Annotated in this window: 13 protein-coding genes; 9 read left to right on the top strand and 4 right to left on the bottom strand. The window is 64.9% G+C overall.

Annotated elements, in window-relative coordinates; all coding sequences use genetic code 11:
• Positions 1-12 precede the first annotated feature (12 nt).
• The 3 genes from DNA98_RS01730 to DNA98_RS01720 all read left to right on the top strand — a co-directional run bounded on the left by DNA98_RS01730 (position 13) and on the right by DNA98_RS01720 (position 4,285).
• A complete protein-coding gene (locus DNA98_RS01730; protein ID WP_110524955.1) occupies positions 13-1,941 on the top strand; it encodes an AMP-binding protein in 1,929 nt (642 codons plus the stop codon).
• 257 nt (positions 1,942-2,198) lie between these two features.
• Entirely contained in the window at positions 2,199-2,534 is a 336-nt protein-coding gene (locus tag DNA98_RS17725) for a hypothetical protein (protein ID WP_158531589.1), read from the top strand.
• A 113-nt stretch (positions 2,535-2,647) separates the two neighbouring features.
• Positions 2,648-4,285: a dynamin family protein gene (locus DNA98_RS01720; protein WP_110524953.1), complete on the top strand. Its 1,638-nt coding sequence runs from the start codon at positions 2,648-2,650 to the stop codon at positions 4,283-4,285.
• A gap of 26 nt (positions 4,286-4,311) precedes the next feature.
• Here DNA98_RS01720 and DNA98_RS01715 read toward each other — a convergent pair whose 3' ends face one another.
• From DNA98_RS01715 to sdhC, 4 genes are read right to left on the bottom strand one after another with little or no spacing between them, the layout of a single operon-like run.
• Positions 4,312-5,010, bottom strand: a complete 699-nt coding sequence (locus DNA98_RS01715; protein WP_110524951.1) for a succinate dehydrogenase iron-sulfur subunit — start codon at positions 5,008-5,010, stop codon at positions 4,312-4,314.
• A 47-nt stretch (positions 5,011-5,057) separates the two neighbouring features.
• Positions 5,058-6,791 (bottom strand): succinate dehydrogenase flavoprotein subunit, encoded by a 1,734-nt coding sequence (gene sdhA, locus DNA98_RS01710; protein ID WP_110524949.1) that lies wholly within the window; start codon positions 6,789-6,791, stop codon positions 5,058-5,060.
• 3 nt (positions 6,792-6,794) lie between these two features.
• Entirely contained in the window at positions 6,795-7,187 is a 393-nt protein-coding gene (locus tag DNA98_RS01705; protein WP_110524947.1) for a succinate dehydrogenase hydrophobic membrane anchor subunit, read from the bottom strand.
• Positions 7,188-7,189: 2 nt separating this feature from the next.
• Positions 7,190-7,561, bottom strand: a complete 372-nt coding sequence (gene sdhC / locus DNA98_RS01700; RefSeq protein ID WP_110524945.1) for a succinate dehydrogenase, cytochrome b556 subunit — start codon at positions 7,559-7,561, stop codon at positions 7,190-7,192.
• Positions 7,562-7,796: 235 nt separating this feature from the next.
• Here sdhC and speD point away from each other — a divergent pair, with 235 nt between their 5' ends.
• The 6 genes from speD (at position 7,797) to DNA98_RS01670 (ending at position 15,748) form a co-directional block, all read left to right on the top strand.
• Complete coding sequence (gene speD, locus DNA98_RS01695; RefSeq protein ID WP_165363873.1) at positions 7,797-8,237, top strand: S-adenosylmethionine decarboxylase; 441 nt, start codon at positions 7,797-7,799, stop codon at positions 8,235-8,237.
• A 155-nt stretch (positions 8,238-8,392) separates the two neighbouring features.
• The gene (aceB, locus tag DNA98_RS01690; protein WP_110524943.1) at positions 8,393-9,964 is read left to right on the top strand and encodes a malate synthase A; all 1,572 of its coding nucleotides are present in this window, start codon (positions 8,393-8,395) and stop codon (positions 9,962-9,964) included.
• 78 nt (positions 9,965-10,042) lie between these two features.
• Complete coding sequence (locus DNA98_RS01685; protein ID WP_110524941.1) at positions 10,043-11,485, top strand: FAD-linked oxidase C-terminal domain-containing protein; 1,443 nt, start codon at positions 10,043-10,045, stop codon at positions 11,483-11,485.
• Complete coding sequence (locus DNA98_RS01680; RefSeq protein WP_110524938.1) at positions 11,478-12,560, top strand: FAD-binding protein; 1,083 nt, start codon at positions 11,478-11,480, stop codon at positions 12,558-12,560. The genes DNA98_RS01685 and DNA98_RS01680 overlap by 8 nt, the downstream gene beginning before the upstream one ends.
• Positions 12,561-12,565: 5 nt before the next feature.
• Entirely contained in the window at positions 12,566-13,828 is a 1,263-nt protein-coding gene (gene glcF / locus DNA98_RS01675) for a glycolate oxidase subunit GlcF (protein WP_110524936.1), read from the top strand.
• A 135-nt stretch (positions 13,829-13,963) separates the two neighbouring features.
• Entirely contained in the window at positions 13,964-15,748 is a 1,785-nt protein-coding gene (locus DNA98_RS01670; RefSeq protein WP_110524934.1) for a glyoxal oxidase, read from the top strand.
• Positions 15,749-15,760: the final 12 nt, after the last annotated feature.

The raw sequence follows: 15,760 nt of genomic DNA, 5'->3' as shown, positions 1-15,760 counted from the left end.
CGGAGGTCACGGATGTCCGAACCCATCTGGTATCCCTCGGCGGCCTATACCCAAGGCAGCCATCTCGAGCGGCTTATGCAACGGCTGGGGCTTTCCACCTACCAAGCCCTCTACGAGTACAGCGTCCAAGACCTCGAGGGGTTTTGGGAGGCCACCTTGCAGGAGCTAGGCCTCGAGTGGATGCAGCCCTACCGGCGGGTCCTGGATACCTCCCAAGGCCCGGAGTGGCCCCACTGGTTCCCCGGCAGCAAGCTCAACCTGGCCTATAACGCGCTAGCCCGGCACCTCCCTCACCGGGCCGAGGAGACCGCCATCATCTGGGAAGGTGAGGACGGGCAAGTCGTTCGCCTCAGCTATCAAACGCTCGAGGCCGCCGTAGCCCAAACAGCCAACGGGCTCCGAAGCCTAGGCATCGCCAAGGGAGACCGGGTGGGGATCTTTCTTCCCATGCTCCCCGAAACCGCCATCAGCGCCTTGGCAATAGCCCGCGTGGGGGCCATCTTGGTGCCGATTTTTTCCGGCTACGCCGCTGAGGCCGCCGCGACGCGACTCAACGACGCCGAGGCCAAACTGCTCATCACGGCGGACGGATTTTACCGGCGCGGCGGAAAGGTAAACCTGCTCCAAACAGCGCGAAAAGCAGCCCAAGCTTCTCCTTCCGTGGAGAGGATCCTGGTCGTGCAGCGCTTCGGGGAAGCGACGCTCCAACCGGGCGAGCTCGCCTGGAACGACCTGATCGACGAACAAAGCCCAGCAGCCCCCTACGAGGCGATGGACAGCATGGATCCCTTCATGCTGATCTACACCTCGGGCACCACCGGCAAGCCTAAAGGAACTGTGCATTACCACGCCGGTTTTCCCATCAAAGCCGCCCAGGACATTGCCCATCTCTTTGACCTACGCGCGGGCGAAACCCTCTTCTGGTTCACCGACATGGGGTGGATGATGGGGCCGTGGGCCATCCTGGGCGGGCTCACGGTGGGCGGGGCGGTGTTTCTCTACGAGGGGGCTCCTGACTTTCCCGACGCCAGCCGGTTGTGGGCCATGTGCGCCCGCCATGGAATCACCCACCTGGGCCTCTCCCCTACCCTGGTTCGCGCGCTGATCCCCTACGGCGAAGGGGCGGTGACCCGGCACGACCTCTCGAGGTTGAGAATGCTCGGCTCCACCGGCGAACCCTGGAACGAAGAACCCTACCGGTGGTTTTTCCGGGTGGTGGGCGGAAGCCGCTGCCCTATCATCAACTACTCGGGTGGCACGGAGGTCGGTGGGGGCATCCTGGGTTGCACCGCCTGGCGCCCTATCAAGCCCGCGGGGTTCAACACCGCAGTTCCTGGCATTAAGGCCGCGGTCCTCGACGAGAACGGCCAAGCCATCACCGACCGGGTAGGCGAACTCGCAGTGCTGGGGCCTTGGCCGGGGATGACCAAAGGGTTCTGGCGTGACCCCGACCGCTACCTCGCCACCTACTGGTCGCGCTTTCCTGGGGTCTGGGTGCACGGTGACTGGGCCGTGGTGGACAACGAAGGGCACTGGACTATCCACGGGCGGAGCGACGACACCCTCAAGATCGCAGGCAAACGGGTAGGCCCTGCCGAGATCGAGAGCGCCGCCGTGGCGCATCCGGCGGTGAAAGAGGCCGCAGCCATCGGGGTTCCGCACGAGGTCAAAGGCGAGGTGGCGGTGGTCTTCATCGTGCTGAAGCCCGGCTATGAGCCGAGCCCGGAGCTGACCAAGTCCGTCGAGGATCAGATCGCCGCGGGGCTTGGGAAAGCCCTCAAGCCCGAGAAGATCCTCTTCGTGCCCGACCTGCCCAAAACCCGCAACGCCAAGGTGATGCGTCGGGTGATCCGCGCAGCGTACTTGGGGCAAGAACCGGGGGATCTGTCGGCGCTCGAGAACCCCAAAGCGGTCGAGGCGATCCAACAAAGCCACCAATGATACGGCGGCGCTTGGACCGATTCCGCCTTCCGCCCCAGCCGCTATGAGGTAAACAGGCCCCAGACCAATAATCCCTGGTGGCGATGGGGGGCAACTTTTCGGACATTACGGGGTAGCCCAAGCCGCCCCCGTACCCGATTTGCAGCGGCTGCACCGCGTATGTCTACTTGGCCATGGAGAGGGCAAGAACGCTCAGGCCTTTTGCATTTAGACCGCCGGGCAAGCGCTCGAATAATTATCGGCCCCTCTCGAGGCCGATGTTTTCCTTTGCCGCCGACTACTTCTTGGCGGTCGCTTTCTTGGTGGTGGTCTTCTTCGCGGCAGGCTTGGCGGCGGGTTTGGCCGCTGCCTTTGCTGGGGCCTTCTTCGCGGCGGGTTTGGCCGCAGCCGCCTTGGCAGCGGGCTTAGCGGCTGCTTCCGCAGCCGGTTTTGCCTCGGCCTTGGCAGTGGCTTTAGCCGGAGCTTTGGCCGCGGGCTTGGCGGCAGCCTTTGCCGGGGCTTTGGCAGCGGCAGGCTTCTTGGCTGCAGTCTTCGTCTCAGCCATGAAGTCACCTCCTTTCCGAATGGAGTGGGATAATTTTCATGATCCCTGAAGGACAATATACCACATATTGTGGATTTTGCACCCGCCAATACCATCTATAGGCGTCGACCCCCGGATTGCCTAACCCACACGCCACAGCGTTCCGGCATGTAAACTGCACTCATGCTAGACGCCAAAACGCTTGCTCTGGCACAGGATGTCCGCGCCCTTCTGGCCAGAGCTCTCGAGGCCATCTCGCGTACCGCGATTGATCCGATGCCCATTCGTCAAGCGCTTTCTGACCTCGAGGGGCCATTTATGCTGGTGGTTACCGGGGAGTTCAACAGCGGGAAGTCGAGCCTTATCAACGCGCTTTTGGGCGCGGAGCTGCTCAAAGAAGGGGTCACGCCGACCACGGATCGGATCCATCTCCTCACCTACGGGGAACAAGCCAAGCTCGAACCGCAAGGCCCGGATCTCACGCTGATCTACCTGCCGCACGAGCTTCTCAAGGATCTGCGGATGGTGGATACCCCCGGCACCAACGCCATCCTCAAGCACCATCAGGTGCTCACCGAACGCTTTTTGCCCCGCGCCGACCTGATCCTCTTTGTCACCAGCGCGGATCGCCCCTTCACCCAGTCCGAGGCGGAGTTTTTGCAGCTGATCAAGGCTTGGGGCAAGAAAATCGTGCTGCTCGTCAACAAGCTCGATCTGCTCTCCCCCCACGAGCAGAAAGAGGTGCTCGAGTACGTGCGCCAGAGCGCGGGGCAAACCCTGGGCCAGAGCGTCCCGGTCTTTGGCCTTTCTGCGCGGCGGGCCAAGCAAGGGGAAAAGCAAGGCAGCGGTCTGGCCGACCTCGAGGCCCATATCCGCAAGGTGCTCACCAACGAATCGGCCAAGATCAAGCTGGGTTCGCCGCTGGGGGTGCTGCTCAAGCTGGTGGGTGAGGCCAAGCCGGAGCTCGAGCAAAAGTTGGCGGAAAATCGCAAGCAGCTTGCGACCTGCAGCGAACTCGAGGCCCTTTTAGCGCGCCATGTGGAGCGCACCCGGCGAGATTTTGACGGGCAGATCGCGCTCGCCCTACAAGTCCTCGACGAGGTGCGCGAACGCGGGGAACGCTGGCTCGACGAGACCGTGCGGCTTTCGCGCATCCTCGAGCTGATAAACGCCAGCCGCATCCAGGACTCCTTCATGCGCGAGGTGGCGCAAAACAGCAACCAGGTTTTGGAGCGCAGCGTGCAGCAATCCCTGCACTGGCTGGCCAGGAAAAATCAGGAACTGCTCGAGGACGCCTTGGCGCTCCTGCGCGAAGCACCGGGAATCCTGCCGGGTCGCGAAAACGGCGAGGCGAGCGTGGAACAAGCCATTCACAAGGCACTCGAGCGTTACCGCCCGGACGACGAGGCGGTAGCGCTGCGTGAAGAGATCCAGCTGGCCCTGCAACAAACCGCCCTGGCCAGCCTGGGCGGGGTCGGGCTAGGCGCGGGGCTGGTGCTCGTTCTGCAAAGCCTAGCCGCCGACATCACCGGGATAGTGGCTGGCTTGGTGGCGGCTATCCTTGGCCTGTCGATACTGCCTCGCCGTAAGGACCGGGCCAAAAGCCGCTTGCGCGAGCGGCTCGGTGAGGTGGGCTCGAGCCTGGAAGCCGCGCTCGAGCAGGCCCTGCGGGTGGAACTCGAGCGCTCCGCCGAACGTTTCCGGGCCCTCTACCGCCCCGTTTGCAGCGGGCTCGAGGCGACCCGGGAACGGCTAAATCGGCAGATCCAAGAACTCGAGGAGCTCGAGCGCGAAGCCCTACGCCTGCGCGAACGCTTGTAGGTAGGCTCCTCCGACCCCACCGGCAGTCAAAACTTGTCGAAGAGAATCGCCCGCTTCACCTCTTCGATGGCTTGAGTTACCGGGATCTCGCGCGGACAGGCCTCGGTGCAGTTGTAGGCGGTGCGGCAGCGCCATACCCCGGTGCTGGCCCCTAGCGCTTGAAAGCGCTCGCGGGCGCCCCTGTCCCGGCTATCGAAGATAAAGCGGTGGGCCTGCACGATGGCCGCCGGGCCGATGTAGGTGCCGTTGACCCAGAACACCGGACAGCTAGTGGTACAGGCCGCACAGAGAATGCACTTGGTGGAGGCGTCGAAAATCTCGCGCTCGGCAGGGCTTTGCAGCCGCTCCCGCTCAGGCGGAGGCTCATCGTTGATGAGGTAAGGCTTCACCGCCCGGTACGCGGCAAAGAAAGGATCCATGTCCACTACCAGATCCTTCTCCACCGGCAACCCGCGAATTGGTTCCACGCTGATGCTGGGCCCCAAGTCTTTGACCAGGGATTTACAGGCCAGACGGTTCTTGCCATTGATCACCATCGCGTCCGAGCCGCAGATGCCGTGACCACAGCTACGGCGGAAAGCCAAGCTGCCGTCGGTGAAGTACTTGACCTTGTGCAGCAAGTCCAGCACCCGGTCCATGGGCTCAGATTCGACCTGGTAGGTCTCCCAGTGCGGCTTGGCATCCTTGTTGGGGTCGTAGCGCAGGATTCTGAGGGTTACTTGCATTGTTTCTCCGTCGTACGCAGTGGGCCTGGGGCGTTCGAGGTATGACCTTAGTATGTCCTCGCCTTGGGCTCGAACTTGCCCAACACCACCGGTTTGTAGCGGAAGCAGACCTTTCCGTCGCCCTGTTTGAAAACCAAAGTGTGCTTGAGCCAGTTCTTATCGTCGCGCTCAGGGTAGTCCTCGCGGGCATGAGCCCCCCGGCTCTCCCGGCGGTTGAGGGCGGAGTGAACGGTGGCTTCGCTGACCTCGAGCAGGTACCCGAGCTCGATGGCCTCGACCAGCTCGGTATTGTACCGCTCCCCTTTGTCCTGCACCCCGATGTGCTGATAGCGCTCGAACAGCTCCTTGAGCTCCTCGACCCCCTTGGCCAGCAACTCTTCCGTGCGGAACACCGAAGCGTAATCCTGCATGGTTTGCTGCAGCGCAGCGCGCAGCGAAGCCACCGACTCCTTGCCGTTTTGGTTGCGCAGCCGCTCCAGCCGCTCCCTAGCGGGCCCGGAAACATCGGGCGATAGGTCGTAGAACTCGGCGGTCTTGGCGAACTTGGCCGCCGCCGTCCCCGCTCGCCGCCCGAACACCACCAGGTCGCCCAAGGAGTTGGTGCCCAAGCGGTTGGCGCCGTGCAGGCTTACGCAGGCCACCTCCCCCGCCGCATACAGACCGGGGATAACGGTGTTGCGCTCGTCGGCGATGACTTCACCCCATAGCGTGGTGGGGATACCCCCCATCGCGTAGTGGGCGGTAGGCATCACCGGCACGGGTTCTTTAGTGGGGTCCACCCCGAGATAGATCTGGGCGAACTCGGAGATGTCGGGGAGCTTTTTGTGGATGGTCTCCGGGGGCAGGTGGGTGAGGTCTAAGAGCACGTGGTCTTTGCGGGGGCCGACTCCACGCCCCTCGCGTACCTCGAGGTACATGGCCCGGGCCACCATGTCCCGCGGGGCCAAGTCCTTGATGGTGGGGGCATAACGCTCCATAAAGCGCTCGCCGGAGGCGTTGCGCAAGATGCCTCCCTCGCCGCGGGCCCCCTCGGTGAGGAGAATACCCAGAGGGAAGAGACCGGTGGGGTGGAACTGGTAGAACTCCATGTCCTCCAAGGGCAGCCCTTTGCGGTAGAGGATCGCCTGTAGGTCCCCGGTGAGGGTGTACGCGTTGCTGGTGACCTTCCAAGCCCGTCCGTAGCCGCCTGAGGCGATCACGATGGCCTTGGCTTTGAAGGTGTGGACCTCCCCGGTGGCCAGTTCGTAGGCGATCAGGCCCTTGGCCACCCCATCCTCGAGGATCACGTCCAGCACGTGGAATTCGTTGTAGAAGGTGATGTTGTGTTTGACGCACTGCTGGTAAAGGGTCTGGAGGATCATGTGCCCGGTGCGGTCAGCGGCGTGAGCGGCGCGGTGCACGGCGGCCTTGCCGTACTCCTTGGTGTGCCCGCCGAAGCGCCGCTGGGCGATCTTGCCCGAGGGCAGGCGGTCAAAGGGCAAGCCCATGTGCTCGAGCTCGATCACCGCCTCGATCACCTCCTTGGCAAAGATCTCCGCGGCGTCCTGGTCGGTGAGGTAGTCGCCACCCTTGATGGTGTCGAACATGTGCCATTCCCAATGGTCCTCCTCGACGTTGCCTAAGGCCGCGCCGATTCCGCCTTGGGCTGCCCCGGTATGCGAACGGGTTGGGTAAAGCTTGGTGACGACGGCCACATCCACCCCCCCCTGGGCCGCGTACAAAGCCGAGGTGAGGCCCGATCCACCCGCCCCCACTACAATCACGTCATGTTGGTGCGCCATAGATTACCTCGAAAAATCGTGATTGAGGAGCGAGATGCTCCCGACCAGGAAGACCAACACCCCCAGGCTGTAGACGACCGCCTTGGTAAGAAACCGCCACCTCGGATCTTTGATCCAGTCGTCCATCACGTACCGGGTGCCGTTGAGCCCATGGAGCAGGGCCAGGCCTAAAATCACCAGATCGTAGATCTTCCAGGTGGTGTTGGACAATCTTCGGGCCACGTAGTCATAGTTGATGGTGTTGACATCGACCAGCACGAAGTTCATGTAGATGTGCCCAAGGACCAAGAACACCAGCACCAGCCCCGAAAGGCGCATGAAGACCCACCAGGCCAGCTCGAGGTTGGTTCCGGCTTGTGCCTTGGCCTCCTGATAACGGCGAGCGCGGATGGCCATGTTTACCCTCCGTGTTTGGTTGCGGCGGCGATGATGCGCGGCACGGTGATGATGAGACCCGGAATAGCAGCGGCTATGCACAGAAAGAGCACCCCGTACCACAGCTCTTTCTGGTACTTGACCCCCCAGCTGGTGAAGTCCATCAGGATGATGCGCAGCCCATTAAAAGCGTGATAGAGGGCCGCCGCCGTCACCAGCAAGAGCCCGACTTGAAAAATCGGAATATGAAAAAACCGCATCAGGCGGTTCGATACCTCCGGCCCCCACATCGCCGAGGAGATGTTCAGGGTATGCAGCAGCAGCCAAAACATCAGCGCGATGCCCGAGAGCCGGTGGAGAAAAAAAGCCCACTGCCCTTCCCTACCACGATACATGGTTCCTCCCGTGTTCGTTCACGCCCATTATGATAACACCGTCTAGATGGGCCACTGTAGCCGGGCCGGCGCTCGAGCGCCCCACCCCCTAAAATCGCTCGAAAAACCGGTTGCCGCAGGGCGCCAAAGTCTTGACACCCCTACCCCCCCTCCCCATAATTGGGGCGTGGCATCTGGGGGGTAATGCCGGGCGAAGCACGGCCAACCCAGGGACAACCCCTTGGAGGATCATGCGTTGGAACTCTTTGGCTTTGGCCCTCATCTGATGATTGATGGCTACAACGCCAACCCCGAAAAACTAGCCGATGCCGAGCTCGTCCGACGTGTTTTGGACGAGCTCCCGGTGGAGATGGAGATGACCAAGGTGCTGCCGCCTTTTATCTATCGCTACGGGGGCAAGCCCGGTCAGGCCGAGGGCGTCACCGGGGTAGTGATCATCGCCGAAAGCCACCTCGCCATTCACACCTTTCCCGACAAGAGGTTCATCAGTGTGGATATCTTCTCCTGCAAGCCCTTCGACCTCGGGAAAGCCGTGCGTTCGGTGATCGAGCGTTTCGAGATCGGTCGCTACGAAACCTACTTGATCAACCGGGGCAAGGAGTTCCCCAAAGATCCCGAACTAGCCCGGCAGATCGTGATGGGAGAACGGGAGTATCTTCAGGCCCGGCTGGGCTAAGTTAGCGTACGGCGTACAACGAGCCTCGAGCCCTCAAGACCTCTCCATACCGGAGAGGTCTTTTGCGCAAAGGCGGGCGCGGTGTACGAGCCCTTTGCTACACCACATTGACAAGGCTACACCACCTTCCATACCCTTACGACAGAGAGGTGAGCATGAAAAGCATCGAAATCCGGGGCCCGGAAGTCCCGGCGCTGAAGGAGATTCTGACCCCCCAGGCTCTGGCTTTTGTGGCCGGACTACAGCGCGAGTTCGGCGCGGTGCGCAAGGGACTGTTGCAGCGCCGGGCCGAGGTGGCCCAGCGGATCGCAGCGGGCGAGAAACCGGGCTTCCTCGAGCACACCCGCTTCATCCGCGAGGGCGAATGGAAGGTGGCCCCGGCTCCCCCCGACCTCGACGACCGGCGGGTGGAGATCACCGGGCCCGTCGAGCGCAAGATGATGATCAACGCGCTCAACTCCGGGGCCAAGGTCTTCATGGCCGACTGCGAGGACGCCCTCTCCCCCACCTGGGAGAACATCGTGCAGGGGCAGAAAAACCTCATGGACGCGGTGCGCCGCACCATCCGCTTCACCTCGCCGGAGGGCAAGGAGTACCGCCTGGCCGAGAAGACCGCCACCTTGGTGGTGCGGCCCAGGGGCTGGCACCTCAGCGAGCGCCACGTGCTGGTGGACGGCGAGCCGGTTTCGGGCTCGCTCTTCGACTTCGGGCTGTACTTCTTCCACAACGCCCGCGAGCTGCTCGAGCGCGGCTCGGGCCCCTACTTCTACCTGCCCAAGCTGGAGAGCCACCTCGAGGCCCGCCTCTGGAACGACGTGTTCAACTTCGCCCAGGACTACCTGGGCCTCCCGCGCGGCACCATCCGCGCCACCGTGCTCATCGAGACCATCCTGGCGGCCTTCGAGATGGAGGAGATCCTCTACGAGCTGAAGGACCACGCCGCCGGGCTCAACGCGGGAAGATGGGACTATATCTTCAGTTGCATCAAGAAATTCGCCGCCGCGGACGGCGGGGTGATCTTCCCCGACCGGGCCCAGATCACCATGACCGTGCCCTTCATGCGGGCCTACACCGAGCTGCTGGTGCGCACCTGCCACAAGCGCGGCGCCCACGCCATCGGGGGTATGGCCGCCTTCATCCCCAGCCGCAAGGACCCCGAGGTCAATGAGCGGGCCATCGCCGCCGTGACCAAGGACAAAGAGCGCGAGTCCGGCGACGGCTTCGACGGCACCTGGGTGGCCCACCCCGACCTGGTGCCGGTGGCCATGGGCGTCTTCGACAAGGTGCTGGGCGAGAAGCCCCACCAGAAAGACCGCCTGCGCGAGGACCTCGAGGGCAAGATCCGCCCCGAGCAGCTCATCGATTTCCGGGTGCCCGAGGGCAAGGTGACCGAGGCCGGGGTGCGCAACAACATCAGCGTAGGGTTGCAGTACATGGCCGCCTGGCTCGGCGGCTCGGGCGCGGTGGCCATCTTCAACCTGATGGAAGACGCCGCCACCGCCGAGATCTCCCGCGCCCAGCTCTGGCAGTGGCTGCGCAAGGGGGCCACGCTCGAGGACGGCCGTCCCTTCACCCGCGAGCTCTACGAAAAGCTCAAAGCCGAGGAGATGGCCAAACTGAGCGGGCTCAAGAACCTCGAGGCCGCCGCCCAATTGCTCGACGAGCTGGTGCTGCAACCCGAGTTCCGCGAGTTCCTGACCCTGCCCGCCTACGAGCGCTTGCCCTGAAGGCCCCCGCAGGAGCGCCCCGCGTCTTGCGCTAAGCTTAGAACACAAGACCGCGTGGGTCTTGCGCAGGAGAACCCTATGAATCCCGCTTTGAGCGAGTTGGGGCGCATCTACCCGCCCGAACGGCTGCTGGTGCAGCCCGGTCAGCTCGTGCCCTACGAGTCGGACGCCCTTACCGCCTTCCGGGCCCGCCCCCTGGCGGTGGTGCTGCCCGAGACCACCGACGAGGTGGTACAGACGGTGGCCTGGTGCGCCCGACACCAGGTCCCCTTCGTGGCCCGGGGTTCGGGCACCAGCCTCTCGGGTGGATCGCTGCCCATCGAGGGCGGTCTGGTGATCGGGCTCAACCGCATGAACCGGCTGCTCAGGCTCGAGCCCAAAGAGCGCCTCGCGGTGGTGCAGCCCGGCTTCATCAACCTGGACGTGAGCCGAGCCGCCGAACCCTACGGGCTCTACTACGCCCCCGACCCCTCCAGCCAGCCCGTGAGCACCATCGGCGGCAACCTGGCCTTCAACTCCGGCGGGGCGCACTGCTTGAAGTACGGCATGACCTCCAACCACGTGCTCGCGGCCAAGGTGGTGCTGCCCGATGCCGAGGTGGTGGAGCTGGGCGGGGAGAGCTTGGAATCGGTCGGCCCCGACTGGCTGGGGCTCTTCGTGGGCTCGGAGGGACTGTTGGGTATCGCGGTGGAGATTACCCTGCGCCTGCTGCCCAAGCCGGAGAAGTACCACACCGTCCTGGCGGCCTACGACAGCCTCGAGCGGGCCGGAAACGCGGTGGCCGCGGTGGTGGCCAGCGGCCTCTTGCCGGGGGCGATGGAGATCATGGACCACCTGGCCATCGAGGCTGCTGAGGCCGCGGTGCGGGCGGGTTACCCCATGGACGCGCGGGCCCTCTTGATCGTGGAGCTCGAGGGCGAGGCCCCCCAGGTCGAGGCCGAAGCAAAGCACCTGGAGGCCGTCATCGCCGCCTCCGGGGCCTACGAGGTGCGGGTGGCGCGGGACGCCGACGAGCGGGCGAAGATCTGGAAGGGCCGCAAGGCCGCCTTCTCGGCGGTGGGCCGCCTCTCCCCGGACTACCTGGTGCAAGACGGGGTGGTGCCCCGCAGCAAGCTGGGGGAGGCCCTGGGGGCGATCGAAGGGCTTTCGGAGAGGTACGGGCTGCGGGTAGCCAACGTCTTCCACGCCGGCGACGGCAACCTCCACCCCCTCATCCTCTACGACGGCAAGGTGGAGGGGCAGCTCGAGCGGGCCGAGGCGCTGGCCGGGGAGATCCTCAGGCTGTGCGTGGGGCTGGGCGGCTCCATCACCGGCGAGCACGGGGTGGGCATGGAGAAAAGGGCCTACATGCCCACCATGTTCAGCCAGGACGACCTCGAGTGCATGCGGCGCATCCGCCTCTCCGTAGACCCCCACGAGCTCGCCAACCGGGGCAAGATGTTCCCCGGCGACGAGGCCCCGGCCCCCAGGCATTCCGGACCCCACCCGCTCGAGCGAGCGGGGGTGATCTCACGTGAGTGAACCTGCCCTGTGCCCGACCAACCCGGCCGAGCTGCAGGAGGCGGTGCGAACCACTCCCAAGCTGCTGCCAAGGGGCGGCGGAACCAAGACCGCGCTCTCGAGCCCCCGGGAGGGCCGGACCGTACTTGACATGACCGGCTTGCGCGGGGTGAAGGAGTACGACCCCGCCGAGTACGTGCTGGTGGCCCTGGCCGGGACCCCTCTGGCCGAGGTCGAGGCCCTGCTGGCCCGGCACGGCCAGTACCTGCCCTTCGACCCGCCCTTCGCCCCGCAGGGGGCCACCCTGGGCGGGACGGTGGCCGCCGGGCTCTCCGGGCCCATGCGCCAGCGCTACGGCGGGGTGCGCGACTTCATCCTGGGTGTGCAGTTCGTGGACGGGGAGGGCAACCTGGTGCGCGGGGGCGGCAAGGTGGTCAAGAACGCGGCGGGCTTCGACCTGCCCAAGCTGATGGTGGGCAGCCTGGGGCGGCTGGGGGTGCTGGTGGAGCTGGCCTTCAAGGTCTTCCCCTTCCCCAGGGCTACCGCCACGCTCAAGGTGAGCTTGGGCCGCCTCGAGGAGGCCCTGGAAGCTATGTACAAGCTGGCCGCCTCCCCCCTCGAGTTCTACGCCCTGGACCTCGAGCCTCCAGCCACCCTCACCCTGCGCATCGGCGGCCTGCCGGAAGCGCTGCCGGCTCGTCTCGAGCGCCTGCGGGCCTTCCTGGGCCACCCCCCCGGCACCCACTTGCTGGAAGGCGAAGAGGAACGGGGCTACTGGCGCTCGGTAGGCCGGCTCGAGTGGGGGCACGGCTACTTGGTCAAGGTGCCCATCCAGCCGGGCAAGATCGCCGGGCTCGAGCGCGAACTCCCTGCGGGAATGCGCCGCTATATTGGCACGGGAAACCTGCTGTACCTCCACTGGCCCGACCCCATCGAAGACCTGGACGGCCTGCTCAAGCGCCAGGGGCTCCGCGGCCTGGTGCTGCGGGGCGAGGCCAAACCCACGCTGAAGTCTCCTCTGATCGGGGTAGACTGGGAGCAGGCCTTCGCGCGCCGAGTCACCGCGGCCCTCGACCCCCACCACCGCTTCTCCTGAAAACTATGCAGCACAAGATCGACACCCAATCCATCGGCCCGCAGGGCGAGGTGATGGCCCACGCCGTCGAGGCCTGCGTCCACTGCGGATTCTGCCTGCCGGCCTGCCCCACCTATCAGGTGCTGGGCGAGGAAATGGACTCTCCCCGCGGGCGCATCTTTCTGATGAAGGAGGTGCTCGAGGGCCACCTGCAGCTCGAGGAAGCCGCCCCCTACCTCGACAGGTGCCTGGGTTGCCTGGGCTGCGTCACGGCCTGCCCCTCTGGAGTGCCTTACGGCGAGCTCATCACCACCTTCCGCGGCTGGAGCGAGCCCAAGCGCCACCGCTCGCCCTTTCGGCGGGTCTTCCGGTTGGCTATCCAAGAAACCCTACCCTACCCCCCCCGCTTCCGCATGGCCGCGGCGCTGGGCAGGCTGGGTAAGCTGCTCAGGCCGCTGTTGCCCCGGGTACTGCAAGCCCCGCTCGACCTCCTGCCGGACCAGCTTCCCATGGCCGAGCCGCTGCCCGAGGTCGTCCCGGCGGTGGGAACCCGCCGGGCACGGGTCGCCTTTTTGGCGGGGTGCGTGCAGCAGGTGCTCGAGCCCGGCTTCAACGCCGCCACCCTGCGGGTGCTGGCCCAAAACGGGGTGGAGGTGGTCATCCCCAAGGGCCAGGGCTGTTGCGGGGCGCTGGCTATGCATACCGGAGAGCGGGAGCGGGCTTTGGGCTTCGCACGGAACAACCTGCGGGCATTTCCTAAAGACGTGGACGCGATCGTCTCCAACGCCGCGGGCTGCGGTTCGGGATTGAAAGAATACCCCCTCCTCTTTCACGGCGAGCCCGAGGAAGCCGAGGCCCAGGCCTTCGCCGGGCGGGTCCGGGACGTCTCGGTCTTCCTGGCCGAACTGGGGATCACCCCCCCGCCTCCCCTCAAAAACCCTCTCCGGGTGGCTTACCACGACGCCTGCCACCTGGCCCACGCCCAGGGGGTGCGCGCCGAACCGCGCAAGCTGCTGCGCTCGGTGCCGGGCCTCGAGCTGGTCGAGATCCCCGAGGGCGAGCTGTGCTGCGGCAGCGCCGGAACCTACAACCTCGAGCAGCCCGCCATCGCCGCCGCTTTGGGCGAACGCAAGGCCAAAAACATCCTCGCTACCGGGGCCCAAATGGTGGCCACCGGCAACATCGGCTGCTTCACCCAGATCCAGACCCACCTCAAGCGGCTGGGCCGGGAGCTGCCCGTGCTGCACACGCTGGAGGTGCTGGACCGGGCGTACCGGGGCGAGCTGTGAACCCAGGTGTGACCTCGGCGTTTCGCCTCCAAAGTAGGGCCGGCGAACCATAACGCAGCGAGGAAATGCCGCATCTCCGCCCACCCTCAGGGCTTTACTGCGAAGTAACGCGGGGGTTTTTAGGCTTGTTAGGGTATGCGCACAACCCTCCTCCCGCCCAGGCTGATCGGCGCGCTGGTGGTGATGAGCCTTTTGGCCGCTTGTAGCTCTCCCAAGTCAGGGGGCACGCCCCCTCCCGACGAGTCGGTGTACACCACCGCCCAGGGACCGGACCTGAGTACGGTCTGGGGGGCGCAGGGTTGTGACGGCACCCCCAACGACACCCCAAGCGAGCGGCACGAGAAGGGCTGCTTCGGGAAAGTCCTAGCGTGGCCAGAGGGGCACTACGCGTGGAATCGTTTCACCGGCAATAAGCGGATCATTCCCATCAACAACGTCTTGCTGCCCAACGGCAAGGTGTTCACCTTCGGGGCCGGGGACGATACCTTCCGCTATTACCCTGATGAGGCGGATATCGTAAACAGCGGGAAGATCTCCGCCGACGTCTGGGATCCCATAACAGGGGAACACGAGGTCATAGACAATACCTCCACCGAGCTCTTCTGCTCGGGGCAATCGGCTTTGCCCGACGGGCGCATCCTGATCGCCGGGGGACACGAGGGGCGGCTATATACGCTCACTGGCCCCTACCTAGGCTCCAAGGACATCAACCTCTTCGATCACCAGAGCAACGGCTGGCTTACGCTTTCGGGGCGGATGGCCGCCTTTCGCTGGTACCCCTCTTCCCTGGCCCTGCCCAGCGGGGAGGTGCTCATCATCGGGGGCATCGACGCGCGGACTAGCTCCCACCTCCCCGACCCCAGCCTGGGGAACAACGAACCGCTGGACGTCATCGAGATCTGGAAGGTTGAGGGCGACACCCCCAGCCAGCGCCTCCTCCTCAACGCCCCCAAGCGGGCCTACGCCCACGACCAGTACCCCTGGCTATTCGTGGCCTCCAACGGCAAGGTCTTCGTGGCCGGGCAGGATAACCGCCTGGTCTACCTGAACACCGACGGCCGCGGCGCGTGGGAGGATCTCGCAGACGGGGGGATGCCCCGCGAAAGCCCTCCTCCTGGTTACGACACCTTCACCCGCAACAGCGGCACCGCCACCCTCTACGCCCCGGACAAGATCCTGGTGGCCGGGGGTAGCCCCGGGGACGGGGCGGAGGATTACCCGGTGGCCTCCGCCCTCACCATAGACCTCAACCTGCCTGGCAAGCCCATCGTAAAAAGTATCTCCCCCATGCATTTTCCCCGCCGCCACCACAACGCCACCATCCTGCCGGACGGCACGGTCTGGATCAACGGCGGCACCAAGGGCCCCGGGGTAAATAACCAGGAACTCGCGAACCGCGTCTACGACTCCGAGCTGTGGAACCCCGACACCCAGGGGTGGAAGCTTACGGCCAAGGCCCAGAAGTTCCGCAGCTACCACTCCACCTCGCTGCTGCTGCCCGATGGCCGGGTGATGACCGGAGGGGGAGGCCGCTGCGACGGCTGCGCCCCGGAGGACGACAACGCCGACGTGGAGATCTACTGGCCACCCTACCTCTTCAACCCCGACGGCAGCCTCGCCCGGCGCCCGGATATCACCCGCTACCCCACCCGGGTGCGCTACAACCAGCGCTTCTCGGTGCAGGTGAATGGCGACCAACCCATCGTCAAGATGACCTGGCTGCGCCTGGGCTCGGTGACCCACTCGGTGAACTTCGACCAGCGCATCAACTACCTGGAATTCACCGGCGCCGGGGGAAACTCCCTTTACGTCAGGACCCCAGCCAGCCCCAACCTGGCCCCTCCCGGCTTTTACCTGCTGTTTGCGGTGGACCAAAGCGGGGTCCCCTCCACCGGCAGGATCATCCAGATCGCTCCCTAGTGGTCCGGCGAT

It is taken from the genome of Meiothermus sp. Pnk-1 (assembly GCF_003226535.1).
GTDB lineage: Bacteria > Deinococcota > Deinococci > Deinococcales > Thermaceae > Allomeiothermus.
This window is presented reverse-complemented; position numbering and strand designations above follow the sequence as displayed.

Bases quoted from the DNA above. Each gene is read 5' to 3' on its own strand.
- sdhC (WP_110524945.1), bottom strand. From the start codon at position 7,561: ATGTATCGTGGTAGGGAAGGGCAGTGGGCTTTTTTTCTCCACCGGCTC.
- aceB (WP_110524943.1), top strand. From the start codon at position 8,393: ATGAAAAGCATCGAAATCCGGGGCCCGGAAGTCCCGGCGCTGAAGGAG.
- DNA98_RS17725 (WP_158531589.1), top strand. From the start codon at position 2,199: ATGTTTTCCTTTGCCGCCGACTACTTCTTGGCGGTCGCTTTCTTGGTG.
- DNA98_RS01685 (WP_110524941.1), top strand. From the start codon at position 10,043: ATGAATCCCGCTTTGAGCGAGTTGGGGCGCATCTACCCGCCCGAACGG.
- DNA98_RS01730 (WP_110524955.1), top strand. From the start codon at position 13: ATGTCCGAACCCATCTGGTATCCCTCGGCGGCCTATACCCAAGGCAGC.
- DNA98_RS01715 (WP_110524951.1), bottom strand. From the start codon at position 5,010: ATGCAAGTAACCCTCAGAATCCTGCGCTACGACCCCAACAAGGATGCC.
- DNA98_RS01670 (WP_110524934.1), top strand. From the start codon at position 13,964: ATGCGCACAACCCTCCTCCCGCCCAGGCTGATCGGCGCGCTGGTGGTG.
- glcF (WP_110524936.1), top strand. From the start codon at position 12,566: ATGCAGCACAAGATCGACACCCAATCCATCGGCCCGCAGGGCGAGGTG.
- sdhA (WP_110524949.1), bottom strand. From the start codon at position 6,791: ATGGCGCACCAACATGACGTGATTGTAGTGGGGGCGGGTGGATCGGGC.
- DNA98_RS01705 (WP_110524947.1), bottom strand. From the start codon at position 7,187: ATGGCCATCCGCGCTCGCCGTTATCAGGAGGCCAAGGCACAAGCCGGA.
- DNA98_RS01720 (WP_110524953.1), top strand. From the start codon at position 2,648: ATGCTAGACGCCAAAACGCTTGCTCTGGCACAGGATGTCCGCGCCCTT.